Source organism: Cupriavidus sp. Met-2 (genome assembly GCF_049843575.1).
GTDB lineage: Bacteria > Pseudomonadota > Gammaproteobacteria > Burkholderiales > Burkholderiaceae > Cupriavidus > Cupriavidus metallidurans.
In genome coordinates this window covers 1-14,475 of the sequence record NZ_JBBHZL010000008.1, presented here as the reverse complement: position 1 = coordinate 14,475, position 14,475 = coordinate 1, and the positions used below count along the sequence as shown (strand labels likewise).

The 14,475-nt window shown below is 63.5% G+C and carries 15 protein-coding genes; 3 read left to right on the top strand and 12 right to left on the bottom strand.

Going from position 1 to position 14,475, the window contains the following annotated elements:
- Positions 1-36: 36 nt before the first annotated feature.
- Positions 37-735 carry a GNAT family N-acetyltransferase gene (locus tag WD006_RS17595; RefSeq protein WP_029306890.1) on the bottom strand — a complete coding sequence of 233 codons (699 nt, stop codon included), beginning with the start codon at positions 733-735 and terminating at the stop codon, positions 37-39.
- Positions 736-1,056: 321 nt separating this feature from the next.
- On the opposite strand from WD006_RS17595, the gene WD006_RS17590 reads away from it, so the two are divergent.
- Both WD006_RS17590 and kefC read left to right on the top strand, forming a co-directional pair.
- Positions 1,057-1,647, top strand: coding sequence for an NAD(P)H-dependent oxidoreductase (locus WD006_RS17590; RefSeq protein WP_024569359.1), 591 nt, complete (start codon positions 1,057-1,059; stop codon positions 1,645-1,647).
- Positions 1,644-3,458 carry a glutathione-regulated potassium-efflux system protein KefC gene (kefC, locus tag WD006_RS17585; RefSeq protein WP_029306891.1) on the top strand — a complete coding sequence of 605 codons (1,815 nt, stop codon included), beginning with the start codon at positions 1,644-1,646 and terminating at the stop codon, positions 3,456-3,458. Before WD006_RS17590 ends, kefC begins: the two co-directional genes overlap by 4 nt.
- A 27-nt stretch (positions 3,459-3,485) precedes the next feature.
- Here kefC and WD006_RS17580 read toward each other — a convergent pair whose 3' ends face one another.
- The 7 genes from WD006_RS17580 to paaA all read right to left on the bottom strand — a co-directional run bounded on the left by WD006_RS17580 (position 3,486) and on the right by paaA (position 9,003).
- A complete protein-coding gene (locus WD006_RS17580; RefSeq protein ID WP_011517812.1) occupies positions 3,486-4,106 on the bottom strand; it encodes a TetR/AcrR family transcriptional regulator in 621 nt (206 codons plus the stop codon).
- Positions 4,107-4,179: 73 nt separating this feature from the next.
- A complete protein-coding gene (locus WD006_RS17575) occupies positions 4,180-4,977 on the bottom strand; it encodes a DUF1835 domain-containing protein (protein ID WP_011517811.1) in 798 nt (265 codons plus the stop codon).
- Between the two features lie 120 nt (positions 4,978-5,097).
- Positions 5,098-6,183 (bottom strand): 1,2-phenylacetyl-CoA epoxidase subunit PaaE, encoded by a 1,086-nt coding sequence (gene paaE / locus WD006_RS17570; RefSeq protein ID WP_011517810.1) that lies wholly within the window; start codon positions 6,181-6,183, stop codon positions 5,098-5,100.
- Between the two features lie 12 nt (positions 6,184-6,195).
- Positions 6,196-6,804 carry a 1,2-phenylacetyl-CoA epoxidase subunit PaaD gene (gene paaD / locus WD006_RS17565; RefSeq protein WP_011517809.1) on the bottom strand — a complete coding sequence of 203 codons (609 nt, stop codon included), beginning with the start codon at positions 6,802-6,804 and terminating at the stop codon, positions 6,196-6,198.
- Positions 6,805-6,820: 16 nt separating this feature from the next.
- The gene (gene paaC / locus WD006_RS17560) at positions 6,821-7,678 is read right to left on the bottom strand and encodes a 1,2-phenylacetyl-CoA epoxidase subunit PaaC (RefSeq protein WP_011517808.1); all 858 of its coding nucleotides are present in this window, start codon (positions 7,676-7,678) and stop codon (positions 6,821-6,823) included.
- 10 nt (positions 7,679-7,688) lie between these two features.
- On the bottom strand, positions 7,689-7,976 hold the full coding sequence (paaB, locus tag WD006_RS17555; protein WP_008647104.1) for a 1,2-phenylacetyl-CoA epoxidase subunit PaaB: 288 nt from the start codon (positions 7,974-7,976) through the stop codon (positions 7,689-7,691).
- Between the two features lie 19 nt (positions 7,977-7,995).
- Positions 7,996-9,003 carry a 1,2-phenylacetyl-CoA epoxidase subunit PaaA gene (gene paaA / locus WD006_RS17550; protein WP_011517807.1) on the bottom strand — a complete coding sequence of 336 codons (1,008 nt, stop codon included), beginning with the start codon at positions 9,001-9,003 and terminating at the stop codon, positions 7,996-7,998.
- Between the two features lie 217 nt (positions 9,004-9,220).
- On the opposite strand from paaA, the gene WD006_RS17545 reads away from it, so the two are divergent.
- Positions 9,221-9,691, top strand: a complete 471-nt coding sequence (locus tag WD006_RS17545; RefSeq protein WP_011517790.1) for a universal stress protein — start codon at positions 9,221-9,223, stop codon at positions 9,689-9,691.
- A 20-nt stretch (positions 9,692-9,711) separates the two neighbouring features.
- On the opposite strand, the gene WD006_RS17540 is transcribed toward WD006_RS17545, so the two are convergent.
- From WD006_RS17540 to WD006_RS17525, 4 genes are all read right to left on the bottom strand, one after another.
- Entirely contained in the window at positions 9,712-9,990 is a 279-nt protein-coding gene (locus WD006_RS17540; RefSeq protein WP_011517789.1) for a DUF1488 domain-containing protein, read from the bottom strand.
- Between the two features lie 114 nt (positions 9,991-10,104).
- Positions 10,105-12,213: an FUSC family protein gene (locus WD006_RS17535; protein ID WP_029306892.1), complete on the bottom strand. Its 2,109-nt coding sequence runs from the start codon at positions 12,211-12,213 to the stop codon at positions 10,105-10,107.
- A gap of 376 nt (positions 12,214-12,589) precedes the next feature.
- Positions 12,590-13,834 (bottom strand): nucleoside recognition domain-containing protein, encoded by a 1,245-nt coding sequence (locus tag WD006_RS17530; protein WP_011517787.1) that lies wholly within the window; start codon positions 13,832-13,834, stop codon positions 12,590-12,592.
- Positions 13,835-13,912: 78 nt separating this feature from the next.
- Positions 13,913-14,299 carry a DUF488 domain-containing protein gene (locus tag WD006_RS17525; protein WP_011517786.1) on the bottom strand — a complete coding sequence of 129 codons (387 nt, stop codon included), beginning with the start codon at positions 14,297-14,299 and terminating at the stop codon, positions 13,913-13,915.
- Positions 14,300-14,475: the final 176 nt, after the last annotated feature.

Here is a 14,475-nt window from a genome sequence, read left to right as displayed (position 1 = left end):
CAAGCTAGCACGTTGGGCGTGCTAGCGCGGCGTGTGTCAGACCGTATGTTTCTGCGGCACCAGCGAACGCCAGAAGCGCAGGCCGAAGCGGCGGGCATCGCGCAGATTGCGACGCATCATGTAGTCGAGGTCGGCAACTTGCTCGTCAAGCGCTTCGGTCAGACGGCTCACGGTGTCGGCCGGCGTCAATTCCAAGTATGCATCGGCTTCACCGTACGCATACTGCACCTTCATGCCGGCCTTCTTGGCGATGTGCATCATCGCCGCGTTGCGCGACAGGCAGTGCATGTAAAGGGTACGCACGCTGGTATTGCGTCCGTGGATCGCGGCCCGCTCGAACAGCGCGCTGCCGATACCGCGGCCACGCGCGCTCTTGGAGACCGACACGCCAAATTCGGCGACGCGACCCTGCGCATTGTCGCGCAGGTTGGCAAAGTGACCCACGCCGATCAGTTCCAGGCTCTCGTCGTAGACGCCGAACACGCTGTCGTGGTCGAAGTCGATGCTGTCGACGTACGCCTCGACCACATGATCACCCACCGACTGGCCAAAACGGAGCAGGCGATCCTCCTCGCCCAGGGCGAGGAAATGCTTGAGCAGGCGCGAGCGATGATGGGCGGCCAGTTCACGAACCAGAACGGTGTGACGGTGGGCTGCCTGGCTTGCTGCGGCTGCGCGGCGGAGATCTTCGTCGGTTACGGCTCCGACGGCCTTGCTCAGTTCGAGCGGGTTCACTTTTGTTTCCTTCTTCAGTGATCGGTATAAAAATAACATCGTCGCGGTGGATGCCTGTGCACTTTCGTGTCACGATGCACTGGATCCGGGCAAACACTAGGTTGCTGCGACGCGAAAACTATTGTAGTGGAATTGTCAGTCTCGCGTAAGCTATCCTGCGCCGCAACACACCCAGAAAAGTGTGATATTTCGAAAAATTGAGCCAAATCAACGGTTTGGCTGCGCGATCCTGGCGTCACCAGGGGGCGTGTTGTGGATTTGCTGCAACGCCGCATTCTCCTGCTGCCGGCCACTCGCTGGACCCGTTCGTACCCAGACACCATGACCGAGCCCCCCGTAGTTGTGATCTTCGCGCATCCGTCACCCAGGCGTTCACGCGTTAACCGTCCCCTCGCTGAAGCGCTGGCTGCGTTGCCCCATGTGGAAGTGCGCGAGTTGTACCGGCTCTACGTCGACTACGACATCGATGTCGTCGCCGAGCAACGCCTGCTGTCCACCGCCGAGACCCTGGTCCTGCAGTTTCCCGTGCGCTGGTACAGCGTGCCCGCGCTTCTCAAGCTGTGGCTGGATGATGTGCTCGAAAGCGGCTGGGCCTTTGGCCCCGGCGGCACGGCGCTGCGTGGCAAGTCGATGCTGGCTGTGGTCAGCACCGGTGGTCATGCCGATGCCTATGGCCCGGAGGGCACTCATGGCCATCCAATCGCCGATTTCCTGCTGCCGCTCGAACAGACCGCGCTGTTGTGCGGCATGACCTGGCTCCCGCCGGTGGTGCTGCATGACGCCGACAACGCCGATAGCGATGCCGTGGCGCTCCATATCGAGCATGTGGCGCGTCATCTGCCGGCGCTACCGCTACCCCCTGAAACGCAACAGTGGACCGATGCGGAGCTGGGCGGGGAGGACGCGCCATGAACCAGCACGATTTCATGATTGCGCTGGTCGTCTTCCTGGTGGCGGCAGTGGTGGCCGTGCCGCTGGCGCGGCGATTCGGGCTTGGCGCCGTGCTCGGATATCTGCTGGCGGGTGCGGCAATCGGGCCCTACGCGCTGAGGCTGGTGACCAACGTCGAGTCGATTCTCCATTTCTCGGAGTTCGGCGTTGTCCTGATGATGTTCGTGATCGGCCTCGAACTCGAGCCACGCAAGCTGAAGAACCTGCGCAAGACGATCTTTGGCTACGGCACGGCCCAGCTGGCGGCGTGTGCGCTGGTAGTCGGGGGAGCGGCCGCATTGCTGGGTGCGTCGTGGCAGGTTGCGATCGTCATAGGTCTGGGGCTCGCGCTGTCTTCCACCGCCATTGCCTTTGCTACCCTGGCCGAGCGGAACCTGATGGGCACGCCTGCTGGTGCGGCCAGCTTCGGCATTCTGCTGTTCCAGGATATCGCTGCGATCCCGATGATCGCGCTGCTGCCCTTGCTGGCGATCGATGCCGCCGACATCGCACCCCACGGCCCGCCTCACTGGCAAACGGTGGCCAGGGCGGTGGCCGTACTCGGCATCGTGGTGGTCGGTGGCCGGTACCTGGTGCGGCCCGCATTGCGGTTCATCGCGCGCACGGACATGCGCGAGATGTTCACCGCCTTCGCGCTGCTGCTGGTGGTTGGCATCGCGCTGATGATGGAAGCGGTGGGCGTGTCGATGGCGCTTGGCACATTCGTCGCCGGCGTGCTGCTGGCGGATTCCGAGTACAAACACGCGCTGGAAGCCGACATCGAGCCATTCAAGGGGTTGCTGCTCGGCCTGTTCTTCATGGCCGTCGGCATGTCGATCGACTTCGGCGTGCTCGCCCAGGCGCCGTGGAAGGTACTTGGGCTGGTTGCCGGATTCGTACTGGTCAAGACACTGGTGCTGGCGGTGCTCGCGCCCCGGTTCGGGATTGCGCGAGGCCAGTGGTTGCTGTTCGGGCTATTGATTTCGCAAGGCGGCGAGTTCGCGTTCGTGGTGTTTTCGGTGGCCGACAATGTTGGCCTGCTGACCGAGCATATGCACGCGCTGCTGGTCCTGATCGTGGCGCTGTCGATGGTGGCCACGCCGCTGTTGTTGCTTGTCTTCGATCAGCTGATCGCGCCGCGCCTGCACATCCTGATGCGGAAGCCCGACGATGTGATCACGCCGCAGCACAACCCGGTAATCATCGCGGGTTTCGGGCGGTATGGTCAGATCATCGGTCGCCTGCTCTATGCGCAGGGCATCGGTGTGACCGTGCTCGACCATGATCCGGACCAGATCGAGTTTCTGCGCCAGTACGGCTTCAAGATTTTCTACGGCGATGCCACGCGGGTGGACCTGCTCGAGGCAGCCGGCGTGGCGGAGGCGAAGATTCTGGTCGTGGCGATCGATGGCATGGAAGACAGCCTCGCCTTGATCGACCGCGTGCGTGAACGCTGGCCGGAGTTGACGATCTGCGCCCGGGCACGCCATGTATCGCACGTCTACCAGCTCAAGGACCGGGGTGTTGGCATCTACGAGCGTGAGATGTTCGAGGGGTCGCTGATGATGGGGCGCCGCGTGCTGGAAGGCCTCGGCTTCGACCCTGCGGAGGCGCGCAACGTGGCGCTTCGGTTCCGCCGTCACAACATCCAGGGGATCGACCGGTTCTATCCGTACTACACAGACCAGAAGAAGCTGACGTCCCTGACCAAACAGGCGCGAGACGAGCTCGAGGAAATGTTCCGGCAGGATCGTGAGCAGCGGCGCAAGCGCGAGGAGGCCGAGTGGTCCTGAGGGCGGGCGCTGCCGCTGGGGGCAGCGCTATCCGGTGACGCCCGGCCCGCGCGGGGTCAGGCCGCCTTCGAGGAGGTCGACCACCATCTCCGCGAACTGGGCGTATGACAGCTTGCCGCCGGGCTTGAGCCACGTGAACGTCCAGTTGATCATGCCGAACACCGTCATGGTCAGCGCGGTCTGGTTCTCGGCCGTGACCCGGTCCGGATAGGCGAGGCGCAGCAGGCGAGTGAAAGCGGCCACCACGTCGCGCTCACGCCTGAGGATCTGGTCGCGCTGTTCTTCGGCCAGGAACTTCACGTCATTGATCAGTGCGATATGGCGTGTCTGCGACGTTTCGTATTCGGCCAGGAAGGCGCGCAGCAGGTGCCCGAACGTCTCCCGGCTGTTCAGTCCGCGCCGCGTGCTATCCGCTTCCACCTCGCTGACGATTTGCATGAGCTGACACGTATAGCGGTCCAGCAGGTCGAACAGGATCGCCTCCTTGCTCTCGTAGTAGTGGTACAGCCGGGCTTTCGACGTGCCGCACGCGGCGGCCAGATCGGCCATCGACGTGCTCGGGTAGCTGGTGGCCGCGAAGGCAGCCGCTGCCAGGTCAAGGATTTGTTCTCGTTGCGCCTCGAAATCGGGCGCTTTGGTTCTGGCCATATGGCTCCGAAATGTTCGCCGGGAGGGCGATCGGGGGTCGCTGGGGTTTGCTGGGTCGATTAAGGGACCGGGTTCACGCGTCGTCGTCGCCGAGGCTGTTGCGACGGATCTCGCAGGTGTCGAGTGCCTCAGGGTTGCCGCGCAGCACGAGCTGGCCGGTGCTGACCAGCTCACGGCAGCGCCAGAACACGAACCAGTCACTGGCCAGCAGCCCTTCGATGGCCCCCATCACGCTGCCCACCACTTGGGCGGCCGGTGTCCACTCGGCAGGGGCGCGCTCCAGGATCACGTCGTCGACGGTGTGGTAGGCCGCTGGCACCAGCGTGTTGCCTTTCCACAGCCGCACGTCGGCATTTTCCTTGACGTTCTGCTGCCACTCGTAGCCCAGCCGGCCCAGGCGCAGCACCGAGACCGGCGCGATGGTCGAGAACCGGCGCGCCAGCCGTGCGGCCGAATACATGCCGATGGCGGTCAGGCTGCCATGCGTGGGCGTTTCCAGCTCGCGCAGGTCCATCGCCACCTCGTTGATCCGCTGCGGCGTCTGATAGAGATGAAAGACCACGCGGCGCAACATCAACTGGTCTGACGCGCTCTGGCCATGCCAGATCGCCACCTCCATGTCGTCGCGGCGCAGGGCCTGGAACTGATCCAGCGCCTGGCGCATCTCGGCGGCGAAATCGATATCGGAATGGGGCGCTACCCGCTGCCAGAAGCCGGAGCGGATCAGGCCGGTACTGTCGATATCGGCAATGGGGCCGACGGCGAGGTCGTCACGGAGGACGACAACCGGATCGGGACGGGCCGCCTGGGCCAGAGCCTGGCGCAGCGTGGTGCCCGCGACATCGCCGTTGACGACATGGATATATTGCATGACCGTGATTGTATAGGGTGCGACGGATCAAGCCTGTCCCCGCCATTGTAATCACGGCATGTGGTCAGTCGCGCATTGGCGGCACCCCGGCGTGTGGGATTTCCACCATATGCGCGACGCCTAGCGCTCGTCGTAGCTGACCACCACGCGCGGCGTCACCGCCCGGGCCTGACAGGTCAGGACAAAGCCCTTTTCCATCTCCCACGGCTCGAGCGTGTAGTTCTTCTCCATTTCAACCTCGCCCTCGAGCACTTTCGCCCGGCAGGTGCAGCAGACCCCGCCCTTGCAGGCGTAGGGCAGGTCGAGGCCGGCCGCCAGCGCGGTGTCGAGCACTTTGGCATTGCCAAGCGGCAGGCGCATCTTGTGCTGTTTGCCGTCCAGCACCACCACCAATTCGGCCGTGCCGGTCTGTCCTTCGAGCGAAACGGGTATTTCGCGCCGTGGGCCGAGTGGCACGCCGAAACGCTCGGCATGGATGCGGTGCGGGTCGAGCCCGGCTGCCTTGAGCGCCTCCTCCACCTCGTCGATCATCGACGCGGGGCCACACACGAACGCGGCGTCGATATCGTCGATCGGAATCAGTGCGTCAAGGAATCGGCTCACGCGTTCGCGATCCAGGCGGCCATGCAGCAGATCCACCTCCTGCGGTTGGCGCGACAGTACGTGATAGAGCGTGAAGCGCGACAAATACTGATTCTTCAGGTCCTCGAGCGCCTCGGAGAAGATGATCGTGTCGACGCTGCGATTGCCGTAGACCAGGGTGAAGCGGCTGTTCGGTTCCACGGCAAGTGTGGTGCGGATCAGCGATAGCACCGGCGTGATGCCGCTGCCCGCGGCGAAGGCCACGTAATGGCGCGACGCGGCCGGATCCAGCGGCACGTGGAAGCGTCCATCGGGTGTCATGACGTCTAGCGTCTGTCCGGCCTCGACGTTGTCGTGGACCCAGGTCGAAAACACACCATCGTCGACGAGCTTGACCGCCACGCGCAGTTCGCCGCTTTCAGCGTAGTCCTGCACGCCACTGCAGATCGAGTACGAACGGCGCACGTCGTTGCCGCCGACCGGCGCCTTCAACGTGAGGAACTGGCCTTGGGTGAACCGGTAGGCATCCCGCAGGGCGTCAGGCACATCGAATGCGATCGACACCGTATCGGACGTCTCCGGACGAACCTGCGCCACGCGCAGCGGATGGAACTGTGGGGTCATGGCCGGTGGGGGTCAGTAAGGTTTGAAATAGTCGAACGGCTCACGGCAGTCCAGGCAGCGGTAGAGCGCCTTGCATGTAGTGGACGCAAAGCGCGACAGCTCCTGCGTATGGGGGCTGCCGCAGCGCGGGCATGTCACGGCGTCTTCGGACTGGGCCCGTGGCACGAAGCGCAGCGGTTTGGCATTATCCGGCGGGGCATCCGTGACGCAATGCCCCGGCGGGGCGATGCCATAGGCGCGCAGGCTGGCGCGGCCGGATTCGGTGATCCAGTCGGTGCTCCAGGCGGGGGCCAGTACTGTGAGGACGCGCCAGGGGGCGACCCCAGCGGCCTCGAGCGCGCGGCCCACGTCCTCTTCGATCTGCGACATCGCCGGGCAGCCCGAGTACGTCGGCGTGATGACGGCTTCCAGCGTCAGTCCATCGTCGCCCAGCCGCACGTCTCGCAGAATGCCGAGGTCGCGGATCGAAACGACCGGGATTTCGGGGTCTGGCACGGCCTCCAGTGCCGCGCGCGCGGTGGCGAGCCGATCGTCGGGCGTATCGGCCCTTTTCCCCGAAGGCGTCGAGAACGTTGGCGCGAACGGGGATGTGGTGGCATCACGGGCACGGGTGTCGCGCATGGCTTCGATCCCTGGCTTACCACTGCGCGCCGGGATGGGCGCGCGCAAGCCCCTGCAACTCGGCCAGCAGATAGCCCATGTGTTCCGAGTGCACGCCCTGCTTGCCTGTCGAGAGGAACGCGGACTCGGTCGGCAGGCGCAACGTCGCTTCTTCGAGTGTGGCGCGTACCGTGGCGTCCCATGCATCGCGCAAGTCGGCGGTCAGCACGCCGATGCCTTGCTCCGCGGCTTCCCGCTCGATCGGATCGACGGCGAAGCACTCGTTCATATACGGCATCAGATGCTCGAGCGCGCGTTGCATCCGGAGGTGAGACGTTTCGGTGCCATCGCCAAGCCGCACGACCCAGCCGGCGGCATGGTGCAGGTGGTAGCGCGCTTCCTTTATCGACTTGGCGGCGATGGCGGCGAGCTCGGCGTCGCGGCTGCGCTCCAGCGCGGGCCACAACTCCACCATCAACGCGCCGAACAGAAAGTTGCGCATGATGGTGATGGCGTAGTCACGATCCGCGCGCGCAGTGCCGGCCAGCGGTCCGTGGTGCGGCAGTTCCAGCAGCGTCCAGTTGTGAAACTCGCGCTCGCCACGCCAGTAGGCGTAGTCGTCTTCATGCCGGGTGCGGCCGGTCAACTGGCCTTCAAGCACGCCGGCATGGCTGTAGAGCAGCCGGGCCTGCCCGATCAGGTCGAGACTGATGTTGGTCAGCGCGATGTCTTCCTCTAGCGCCGGGCCGTGGCCACACCATTCGGCATTGCGCTGTCCCAGGATCAGCGCATTGTCGGCCAGGCGGAGCACATACTGCAGCGGCGCGGAGCGAGTGAGCGGAAGGCCGGCCAATGAGGCGTCGCCGTTGGAGGCGGCAGTGATGGATGAATTCATGTCGCCGGCCTTACATGTGGTTCACTTCTTCGGGCAACTGATAGAACGTCGGGTGGCGGTAGATCTTGTCGGCCGCCGGGTCGAACAACTCGCCCTTCTCGGCAGGCGCGCTCGCCGTTATCGCTGACGATGGCACCACCCAGATCGACACACCTTCCTGCCGCCGCGTGTAGACGTCGCGTGCCATGAGCAGTGCTTGCTGCGCATCGGCGGCGTGCAGGCTGCCGCAGTGCTTGTGTTCCAGGCCCTGTTTGCTGCGGACGAAGACTTCCCACAGCGGCCATTCCTTTTGCGTCATGTCTGTCTCCTCTTTGCGTTCAGGCTGCTTTGGCGTCGGCTTTGCGACGTGCCTGTTTTTCGGCGTGAGCCAGTGCGGCTTCCCGTACCCAGGCGCCGTCGTCATGTGCCTTGACGCGTGTGGCCAGGCGCTCCCGGTTGCACGGGCCGTCGCCGTTGATCACGCGCCAGAATTCTTCCCAGTCGAGCGGGCTGTAGTCGTAGTGGCCGCGCTCGGCATTCCATACCAGGCCGGGATCGGGCAATGTCACGCCGAGCACTTTGGCCTGCTCGACGGTGGCATCGACGAACTTCTGCCGCAGGTCATCGTTGGAAATGCGCTTGATGCCCCAGGCCATGGTCTGGGCGCTATTGGTGGATGCGGAATCGGGCGGGCCGAACATCATCAGCACGGGGAACCACCAGCGATTGACGGCGTCCTGCACCAGCTCGCGCTGCGCTTCAGTGCCACGCATCATGGCCAGCAGCGCGTCGTAGCCCTGGCGCTGGTGGAACGATTCCTCCTTGCAGATGCGGATCATGGCCCGCGCATACGGCCCGTATGAACAGCGGCACAGCGGGATCTGGTTCATGATCGCGGCGCCGTCGACCAGCCAGCCGATGACGCCGACATCCGCCCAAGTCAGCGTCGGGTAGTTGAAGATCGACGAATACTTGGCGCGGCCAGCGTGCAGCGCATCGACGAGGTCGTCGCGCGAGGCATTGAGGGTTTCGGCCGCACTATATAGATAGAGTCCGTGACCGCCTTCGTCCTGGACCTTGGCCAGCAGGATGGCTTTGCGCTTCAGCGACGGCGCGCGGCTGATCCAGTTGCCTTCGGGCAACATGCCGACGATTTCGGAATGCGCATGTTGCGAGATCTGGCGGACAAGGGTCTTGCGATAGGCGTCCGGCATCCAGTCCATCGGCTCGATCTTGCCGTCATCGGCAATGCGGGCATCGAACGCGGCCTGTTGATCGGCGAATTCCGGGGCGATGGGCGCCACTTGCGGTGCCTGGCCGGGCAGGTCGAGGCTCTGTGTGTACATCACGTCTCCTTGACGGGGCGTCTGCTGCGACGGGCCGACTCGTGATTTGTGATCTGGGTGCTTGGGTCGGTCGGGCTTGCTCACTATATATATAAACCGACCGGTCGGTCAATTTAAAAGACTATCCGATTGGCGAACGATTTCAGAATCACGCCGTCACGTGAGGCACGCGCCACGTGTAGTATGAAAATTCATCTCTTTACTGGAGGGCAATGCAATGGCGAGCAAGGCTTACAGCAAGATCGTGGTGGCGGTGGATGGAAGCAGCACCTCGGATCTGGCATTGCAGGAGGCGATTCGTGTGGCGGGGGGCAGCGGGGCGACGATTCTCGCGCTCTACGTCGTCGACAATGCCATGGTGCTGTTCGACGCCGGGTACTACGATCCGTCGCAGATCGAACGCGCTTTCGTGGAAAGTGGCACTCGGGCCCTCGAGGCGGCCAGCAAGTTGCTCGGCGATGCTGGGGTGAAGTTCGAGACGCAACTCGTCACGGAACCTGCCGTGGCCGGGGACATAGCTGGGTCGATCAACGCCGCGGCCAGTGAGTGGGGCGGCGATTTGCTCGTCATCGGTACACACGGCCGACGCGGCGTGCGCAGGCTCGTGCTCGGCAGCGTTGCCGAAGCCGTGATTCGTCAGTCGACCATGCCGGTCTTGCTCGTGCGCGGGACGTCGTCAGAGCAGTAACAAGGCAGGCGCGCGAACGTTCAGCCGGCGAAGCGGAAGTGTCCGCCACGCAGCATGATCTCGCGCGCTTCGGTCAGTTCGAACATGCTGTGCGCCAGTTGCTCGATGCGCGCGCGGTTGTTCGTAAAGGCGCGCACCAGATCCTCTTCGCGCGGGGAGCGCGCGCCGCAATAGGCCTCAAGCGCCTCGGCCGTGACCGAATACTGCGAACGATTGCCGTTGACGGTCGCCGGGCAGGAGAGCGTCAGACTAGTGCCACAGTATGTCGGGTTGCTGTTCGGGAACGTGATATCGACCATGGCGCACCTCGTCTTGCCGGGAACGGGGAAACGGCGAATATCCTTTCAATATAGGTAACTGCAGCCGTCCGGCAACCCTGAGCGAGCCTGAATTTCTCCTTTTGGCCGATCACATCAACTGGCGTGCAGGCTGCCTCGCCGGGAGCGGCCGCCGTGCTCGTGCGCAGAGGCCAGTGCGCTCATCCGGGCAACGGCTTGATGCGCGCTGTCGACGTGGGCATTGGCGTACGCTGCTTGTTCGACCAGGAACTGCTCGAATGCCGTGGTGGCGAGTGGAGATGGTCCGATCCTGTCAGGTGCGGAGGGGGCTATCGCATCAATCCGCCCTGGTCGTGCCGCAACCTCCGCCAGTCGTACCTCAAGTTCCGAGAGCATGGCCTGAACCGCAGGACCCGGGTGCTCGTTGACACTTCCCGATTCCGCGCCGGCCCGAATCAGCCCGGCCAGGGAAGCCATGCGCCGCGCCGTGTCATGGAGCGACGTGTGGGCCGCCGTCAGATCGGAAGCGAGATCCCCGGCAGACTGGGACAGCGTGGCTTCGGCGCGAGATGATGCACGGCCCGCCGCTACGCGCAGGGCCTCGAGCCGCAAATGGGACGGCGTGAGTGTGCGCGAGGAGCGGCTCGCCGCGCGCAGGTAGACGGCGTTGACCGCCAGCGCGTCAATGCTGTGGCGGAAGACGCGCGACAGCTCGGCACGCGGTGCCAGTATGTAATAGCTAGCCAGTGCGATCAGACACCCGATCGCGGTATCGAGCCCTCGCATCGCTGCGACCTGGCTGCTGCTCGATGTGGGTTCACCGAGCCAGGAGAAGAGAATGACCGCTGGTGTGAGACAGAAGGCAAAGCCCGCGGGGTTGCCCGCCAGCCGCGCAGCATAGGCACTCGCCAGGAAGAGGGCGCTTAGTCCCAGCACCGGCGCTGGCGTTGGGTGCCACAGGCTGATCGCGCAGGCGAGCAGGGCACCGGCCAGAGATCCGGCAAATCGCAAAAACGAGATCTGGCGAGTCGTCTGCAGCCGCGGACTCAACACCATGATCACGGTGACGGCCACCCAGTAGCCGTGATCGACATGCCAAATTTGCGCGGGCAGAAGACTCAGGCCGCCGGCGAGCGCAAGGCGCACCGAGTGCCGGGTGACGCGAGTGTCGCGCGCGGCCAGATCTGCGAGCATGAGACCGAGGCGATCGATCAGGCCGGCGAACCCGCTGTTCGGCCAGGAGAAGCCCTCGCGCCAGCGATCGAACGCAGGAAACTGCGCAAGCGCTGCCAGGGCCGATTGATATGCCGGAGGCGTGCTGGCATGGGTACGCCGGGCAGCCAGTTCGCGCAGGTCCCGGAAGAGCACGGCCGTCAGCGCGGGAAGGTCCGGGCCGTGGCAGGACAGGGCTTGCAGAACTTGAGCGTGGATGTCGGTCAGGCGGCTAGCCGCGCAGGCTAGTGGCAACGCATGGCCGACGCCCAGCCTTTCGCGCAATTCACCGGCGACAATCAACAGCGCGAATATCGCATCGCCGACCGCGATGGCGTAGGCGTAGTGCACGAGCGCAACGGGATCGGCCAGGCCACGCCGGCTGGCTAGCGCCCTGCGCGCCGTTTCGATGCACAGGCGAATCTCCTGCTTGTGCGGTGTCATATCCAGCGAGCCTGCTTCTGCGAGCGCCACTGCGAACCGTCGCAGTGCGTCGTAGATAGCAATGATCTCGGTCCGTGGGCGTGTCTCGCGATCCGAGGGGATCAGCACAAGACTGACCGCGCAGGCGAACAGGCCGCCGCGAAGAAAATCCAAGCCGGCCATCCAGGCATGAGCGGAGGCGGATGGCCCCGACGCAGGCTGCAGGCATGCGGCGATCAACACCACGTAAAGGAGCTTGAACCAAAGCGCGGTGGCGGGACCGCGAACCTCCGACAAGCCTGCCATAAGACCCGCGGCCAGTACGAACGCCAGCGCTGCAAGCGGCGAAGCATGGAGGCTCGCGCCAATCACACTGACGGCCGCGCCGCCAATACCCACAGTTGCCAGTCCACGAATACGGGCGGCAGCGGTGCCGGGGCGGTCGGCGAGGCAAGTCCAGATGGATGCCGTGGCCGACCAGATGTAGCCCGTGTCCCCAGTCAGCCAGGCCGTACCGGCGAGCGTGAGAAATGACAACGCGTAGACTGCACCGCGCCGTAGAAAGGCGGCATCAGGCCAGTAGCGGAGGTAGTGCAAGGCGGGGCGCATCGAGCAGGCGGGGGCGGCTGAGTGGTATCAGGGTCAGTACCGATGTCACTGTACTTGCCTGTTTGCTGCGTCGCAACAAATCTGATTTGAATCAGGGGTTGGCGCGTAAATCGTGCATTGTGGCACCGCAAGCGGGATGCGCGGTGCATGGCGGTGCGTTCTCCATATTCCTCATATGGACAGAAGGAAACAGCCCAGCTGACCCACGATTCCCCAAATTTTGGGCAAAAAAAACCCGCGCAGGTGATGCGCGGGTTGGAATCCACCGAGGTGGTGGAGGAGACAGACTTCACTATACACGACTTGTTGCGTCGCACCAAGCGTCCCTGTGCGAGATGTTCGATGACCGCACAACCTCGTTGTGGTCGTACAACGGCTAGCGGAAAAGATAGGCAATCCAGACAGCCGCAACGAGTCCAACGCCGTCAGCAAATAGTGCGCAGGCTAGCGCGTGCCTTGTATTGCGCACATTGACGCTGCCGAAGTACACCGCAAGCACATAGAAGGTGGTTTCCGTCGATCCCTGGATAATGGCTGCGAGCCGTGCCTGGAAGGAGTCGACGCCGTAGGTTGTCATCACGTCGACCATTAGTCCCCTTGCACCGGCCCCGGAGAGGATCTTCATAAGCCCAACGGGCAGGGCGGGCACGAAATCGGTATTCATGCCGAGCCACTGAAAGACACTCGTAAGCGCTTGCATCACCACATCCATGCAGCCTGTTACACGAAACAGGCCGATGGCAACGAGGATGGCCACCAGGTAGGGAATGATCTGCACCGCCACGCCGAACCCTTCCTTGGCGCCATCGATAAACGCATCGTAGACATTGATGCGGCGCAGGGCTCCAACGACCAGGAAGAGGGTGATCAGGGAAAGGATAAATCCACTGCCGGCCAGGGCAGTGAGCTTGCTGACTTGATCTGGCGGAGCATGTCGCAACCAGAAGAACAGGACGCCAAGCAGGCCCCCGATGAGGCCAAACGTGACCAGTACGGCGGGTTTGAGCAGGTTGAGCCGCTGGACCCACGCTACGGCCAGCAATCCAGCCAGGCAAGACACCGCCGTGGCCAGCAGTGTCGGCAGAAAAATATCCGCAGCATTGAAGCCAACCAATCCCTGTTTCACAGCCATCGCCTGTCGGATGGCGATCACCGATGTCGGAATCAGCGTCAGCCCCGCCGTGTTCAGCACAATGAACATGATTTGCGCATTGGTGGCGGTGCTGGGCTGGCGATTCAGCGACTGGAGCTCACGCATCGCATTGAGCCCGAGTGGCGTGGCGGCGTTATCGAGCCCCAGCATGTTGGCGGAGATATTCATCATCATCGCGCCTTGCGCCGGATGGCCCTGCGGCACGCCGGGGAAGAAGTGGCGCAATAGTGGATTCACCAGTCGGGCGAACATATCCACGGCGCCGGCGCGCTCGCCGACGCGCATGATGCCGATCCACAGGCTCATCACTCCGGCCAACCCAAGTGAAATCTCGAAGGCAGTGCGCGCGCTGTCGAACAGGCTGGCCAGCATGGCTGGAAACACCGCGGTGTCGCCACCAATCAACCGCACACATGCGGCGACAAAAGAAACGAGAAAGAATCCGAGCCAGACGAGGTTCAGTGCCATCGGCGAGAAAAGTGGCGGTAAGAAGGCTTCGCCGTTCCACCGACGAAGCTTCGCATCATAGCCCGAGGCCGATCACACTCAGGCGATATCGGCGCCGCGCTTAGCCAGCAGGTCTCGCAGGATCGACCGGTGGCAATGGGCCTCGTTCTCGCAATAGCAGCCGAGTGAGAAATTGGTCCGATGGGATAGCGCCGCCAGCAGATCCAAGGTGCGACTCGCGTCTGGTTCGGCCATCTGCGACCGGAAATGTCTGTCGAATGCGCGCCAAGCCTTGTCGTCTGTCGCTGCTTGCGCTTCCGCGACTAGATCGGCGGAGGGTGAAAGTACCGGGTACCACACATCGTAATAGTCCCTGCTGGCGAACTCCGCCTTGGGGACACCTCGCGGTGGCCGTCTCACGGTACCGATGCGCAGGCCTTCATCCGCTGCGCGGGGTGTGCCAAGCCTGACGATACGAATGCTCATCTAGTTGTCTCCACTTTCGCCGGAATTCCGTATCGGGGAATCCGGCGGCTGAATCCATGGTGTCACATGCCTCTATATATATGACGCATTTGCCGTTGAGCCGATGATTTTGGCGATAGCCAGTCAGGCTTTGGAAGAGCCTTTTTAGATATTTTCAGAAAGTGCTTGCCAACCCC

Bases quoted from the DNA above. Each gene is read 5' to 3' on its own strand.
- WD006_RS17535 (WP_029306892.1), bottom strand. From the start codon at position 12,213: ATGCGCCCCGCCTTGCACTACCTCCGCTACTGGCCTGATGCCGCCTTT.
- WD006_RS17540 (WP_011517789.1), bottom strand. From the start codon at position 9,990: ATGGTCGATATCACGTTCCCGAACAGCAACCCGACATACTGTGGCACT.
- WD006_RS17525 (WP_011517786.1), bottom strand. From the start codon at position 14,299: ATGAGCATTCGTATCGTCAGGCTTGGCACACCCCGCGCAGCGGATGAA.
- WD006_RS17575 (WP_011517811.1), bottom strand. From the start codon at position 4,977: ATGCAATATATCCATGTCGTCAACGGCGATGTCGCGGGCACCACGCTG.
- paaA (WP_011517807.1), bottom strand. From the start codon at position 9,003: ATGTACACACAGAGCCTCGACCTGCCCGGCCAGGCACCGCAAGTGGCG.
- paaC (WP_011517808.1), bottom strand. From the start codon at position 7,678: ATGAATTCATCCATCACTGCCGCCTCCAACGGCGACGCCTCATTGGCC.
- kefC (WP_029306891.1), top strand. From the start codon at position 1,644: ATGAACCAGCACGATTTCATGATTGCGCTGGTCGTCTTCCTGGTGGCG.
- WD006_RS17580 (WP_011517812.1), bottom strand. From the start codon at position 4,106: ATGGCCAGAACCAAAGCGCCCGATTTCGAGGCGCAACGAGAACAAATC.
- paaD (WP_011517809.1), bottom strand. From the start codon at position 6,804: ATGCGCGACACCCGTGCCCGTGATGCCACCACATCCCCGTTCGCGCCA.
- paaE (WP_011517810.1), bottom strand. From the start codon at position 6,183: ATGACCCCACAGTTCCATCCGCTGCGCGTGGCGCAGGTTCGTCCGGAG.
- WD006_RS17590 (WP_024569359.1), top strand. From the start codon at position 1,057: ATGACCGAGCCCCCCGTAGTTGTGATCTTCGCGCATCCGTCACCCAGG.
- WD006_RS17545 (WP_011517790.1), top strand. From the start codon at position 9,221: ATGGCGAGCAAGGCTTACAGCAAGATCGTGGTGGCGGTGGATGGAAGC.
- WD006_RS17530 (WP_011517787.1), bottom strand. From the start codon at position 13,834: ATGGCACTGAACCTCGTCTGGCTCGGATTCTTTCTCGTTTCTTTTGTC.
- paaB (WP_008647104.1), bottom strand. From the start codon at position 7,976: ATGACGCAAAAGGAATGGCCGCTGTGGGAAGTCTTCGTCCGCAGCAAA.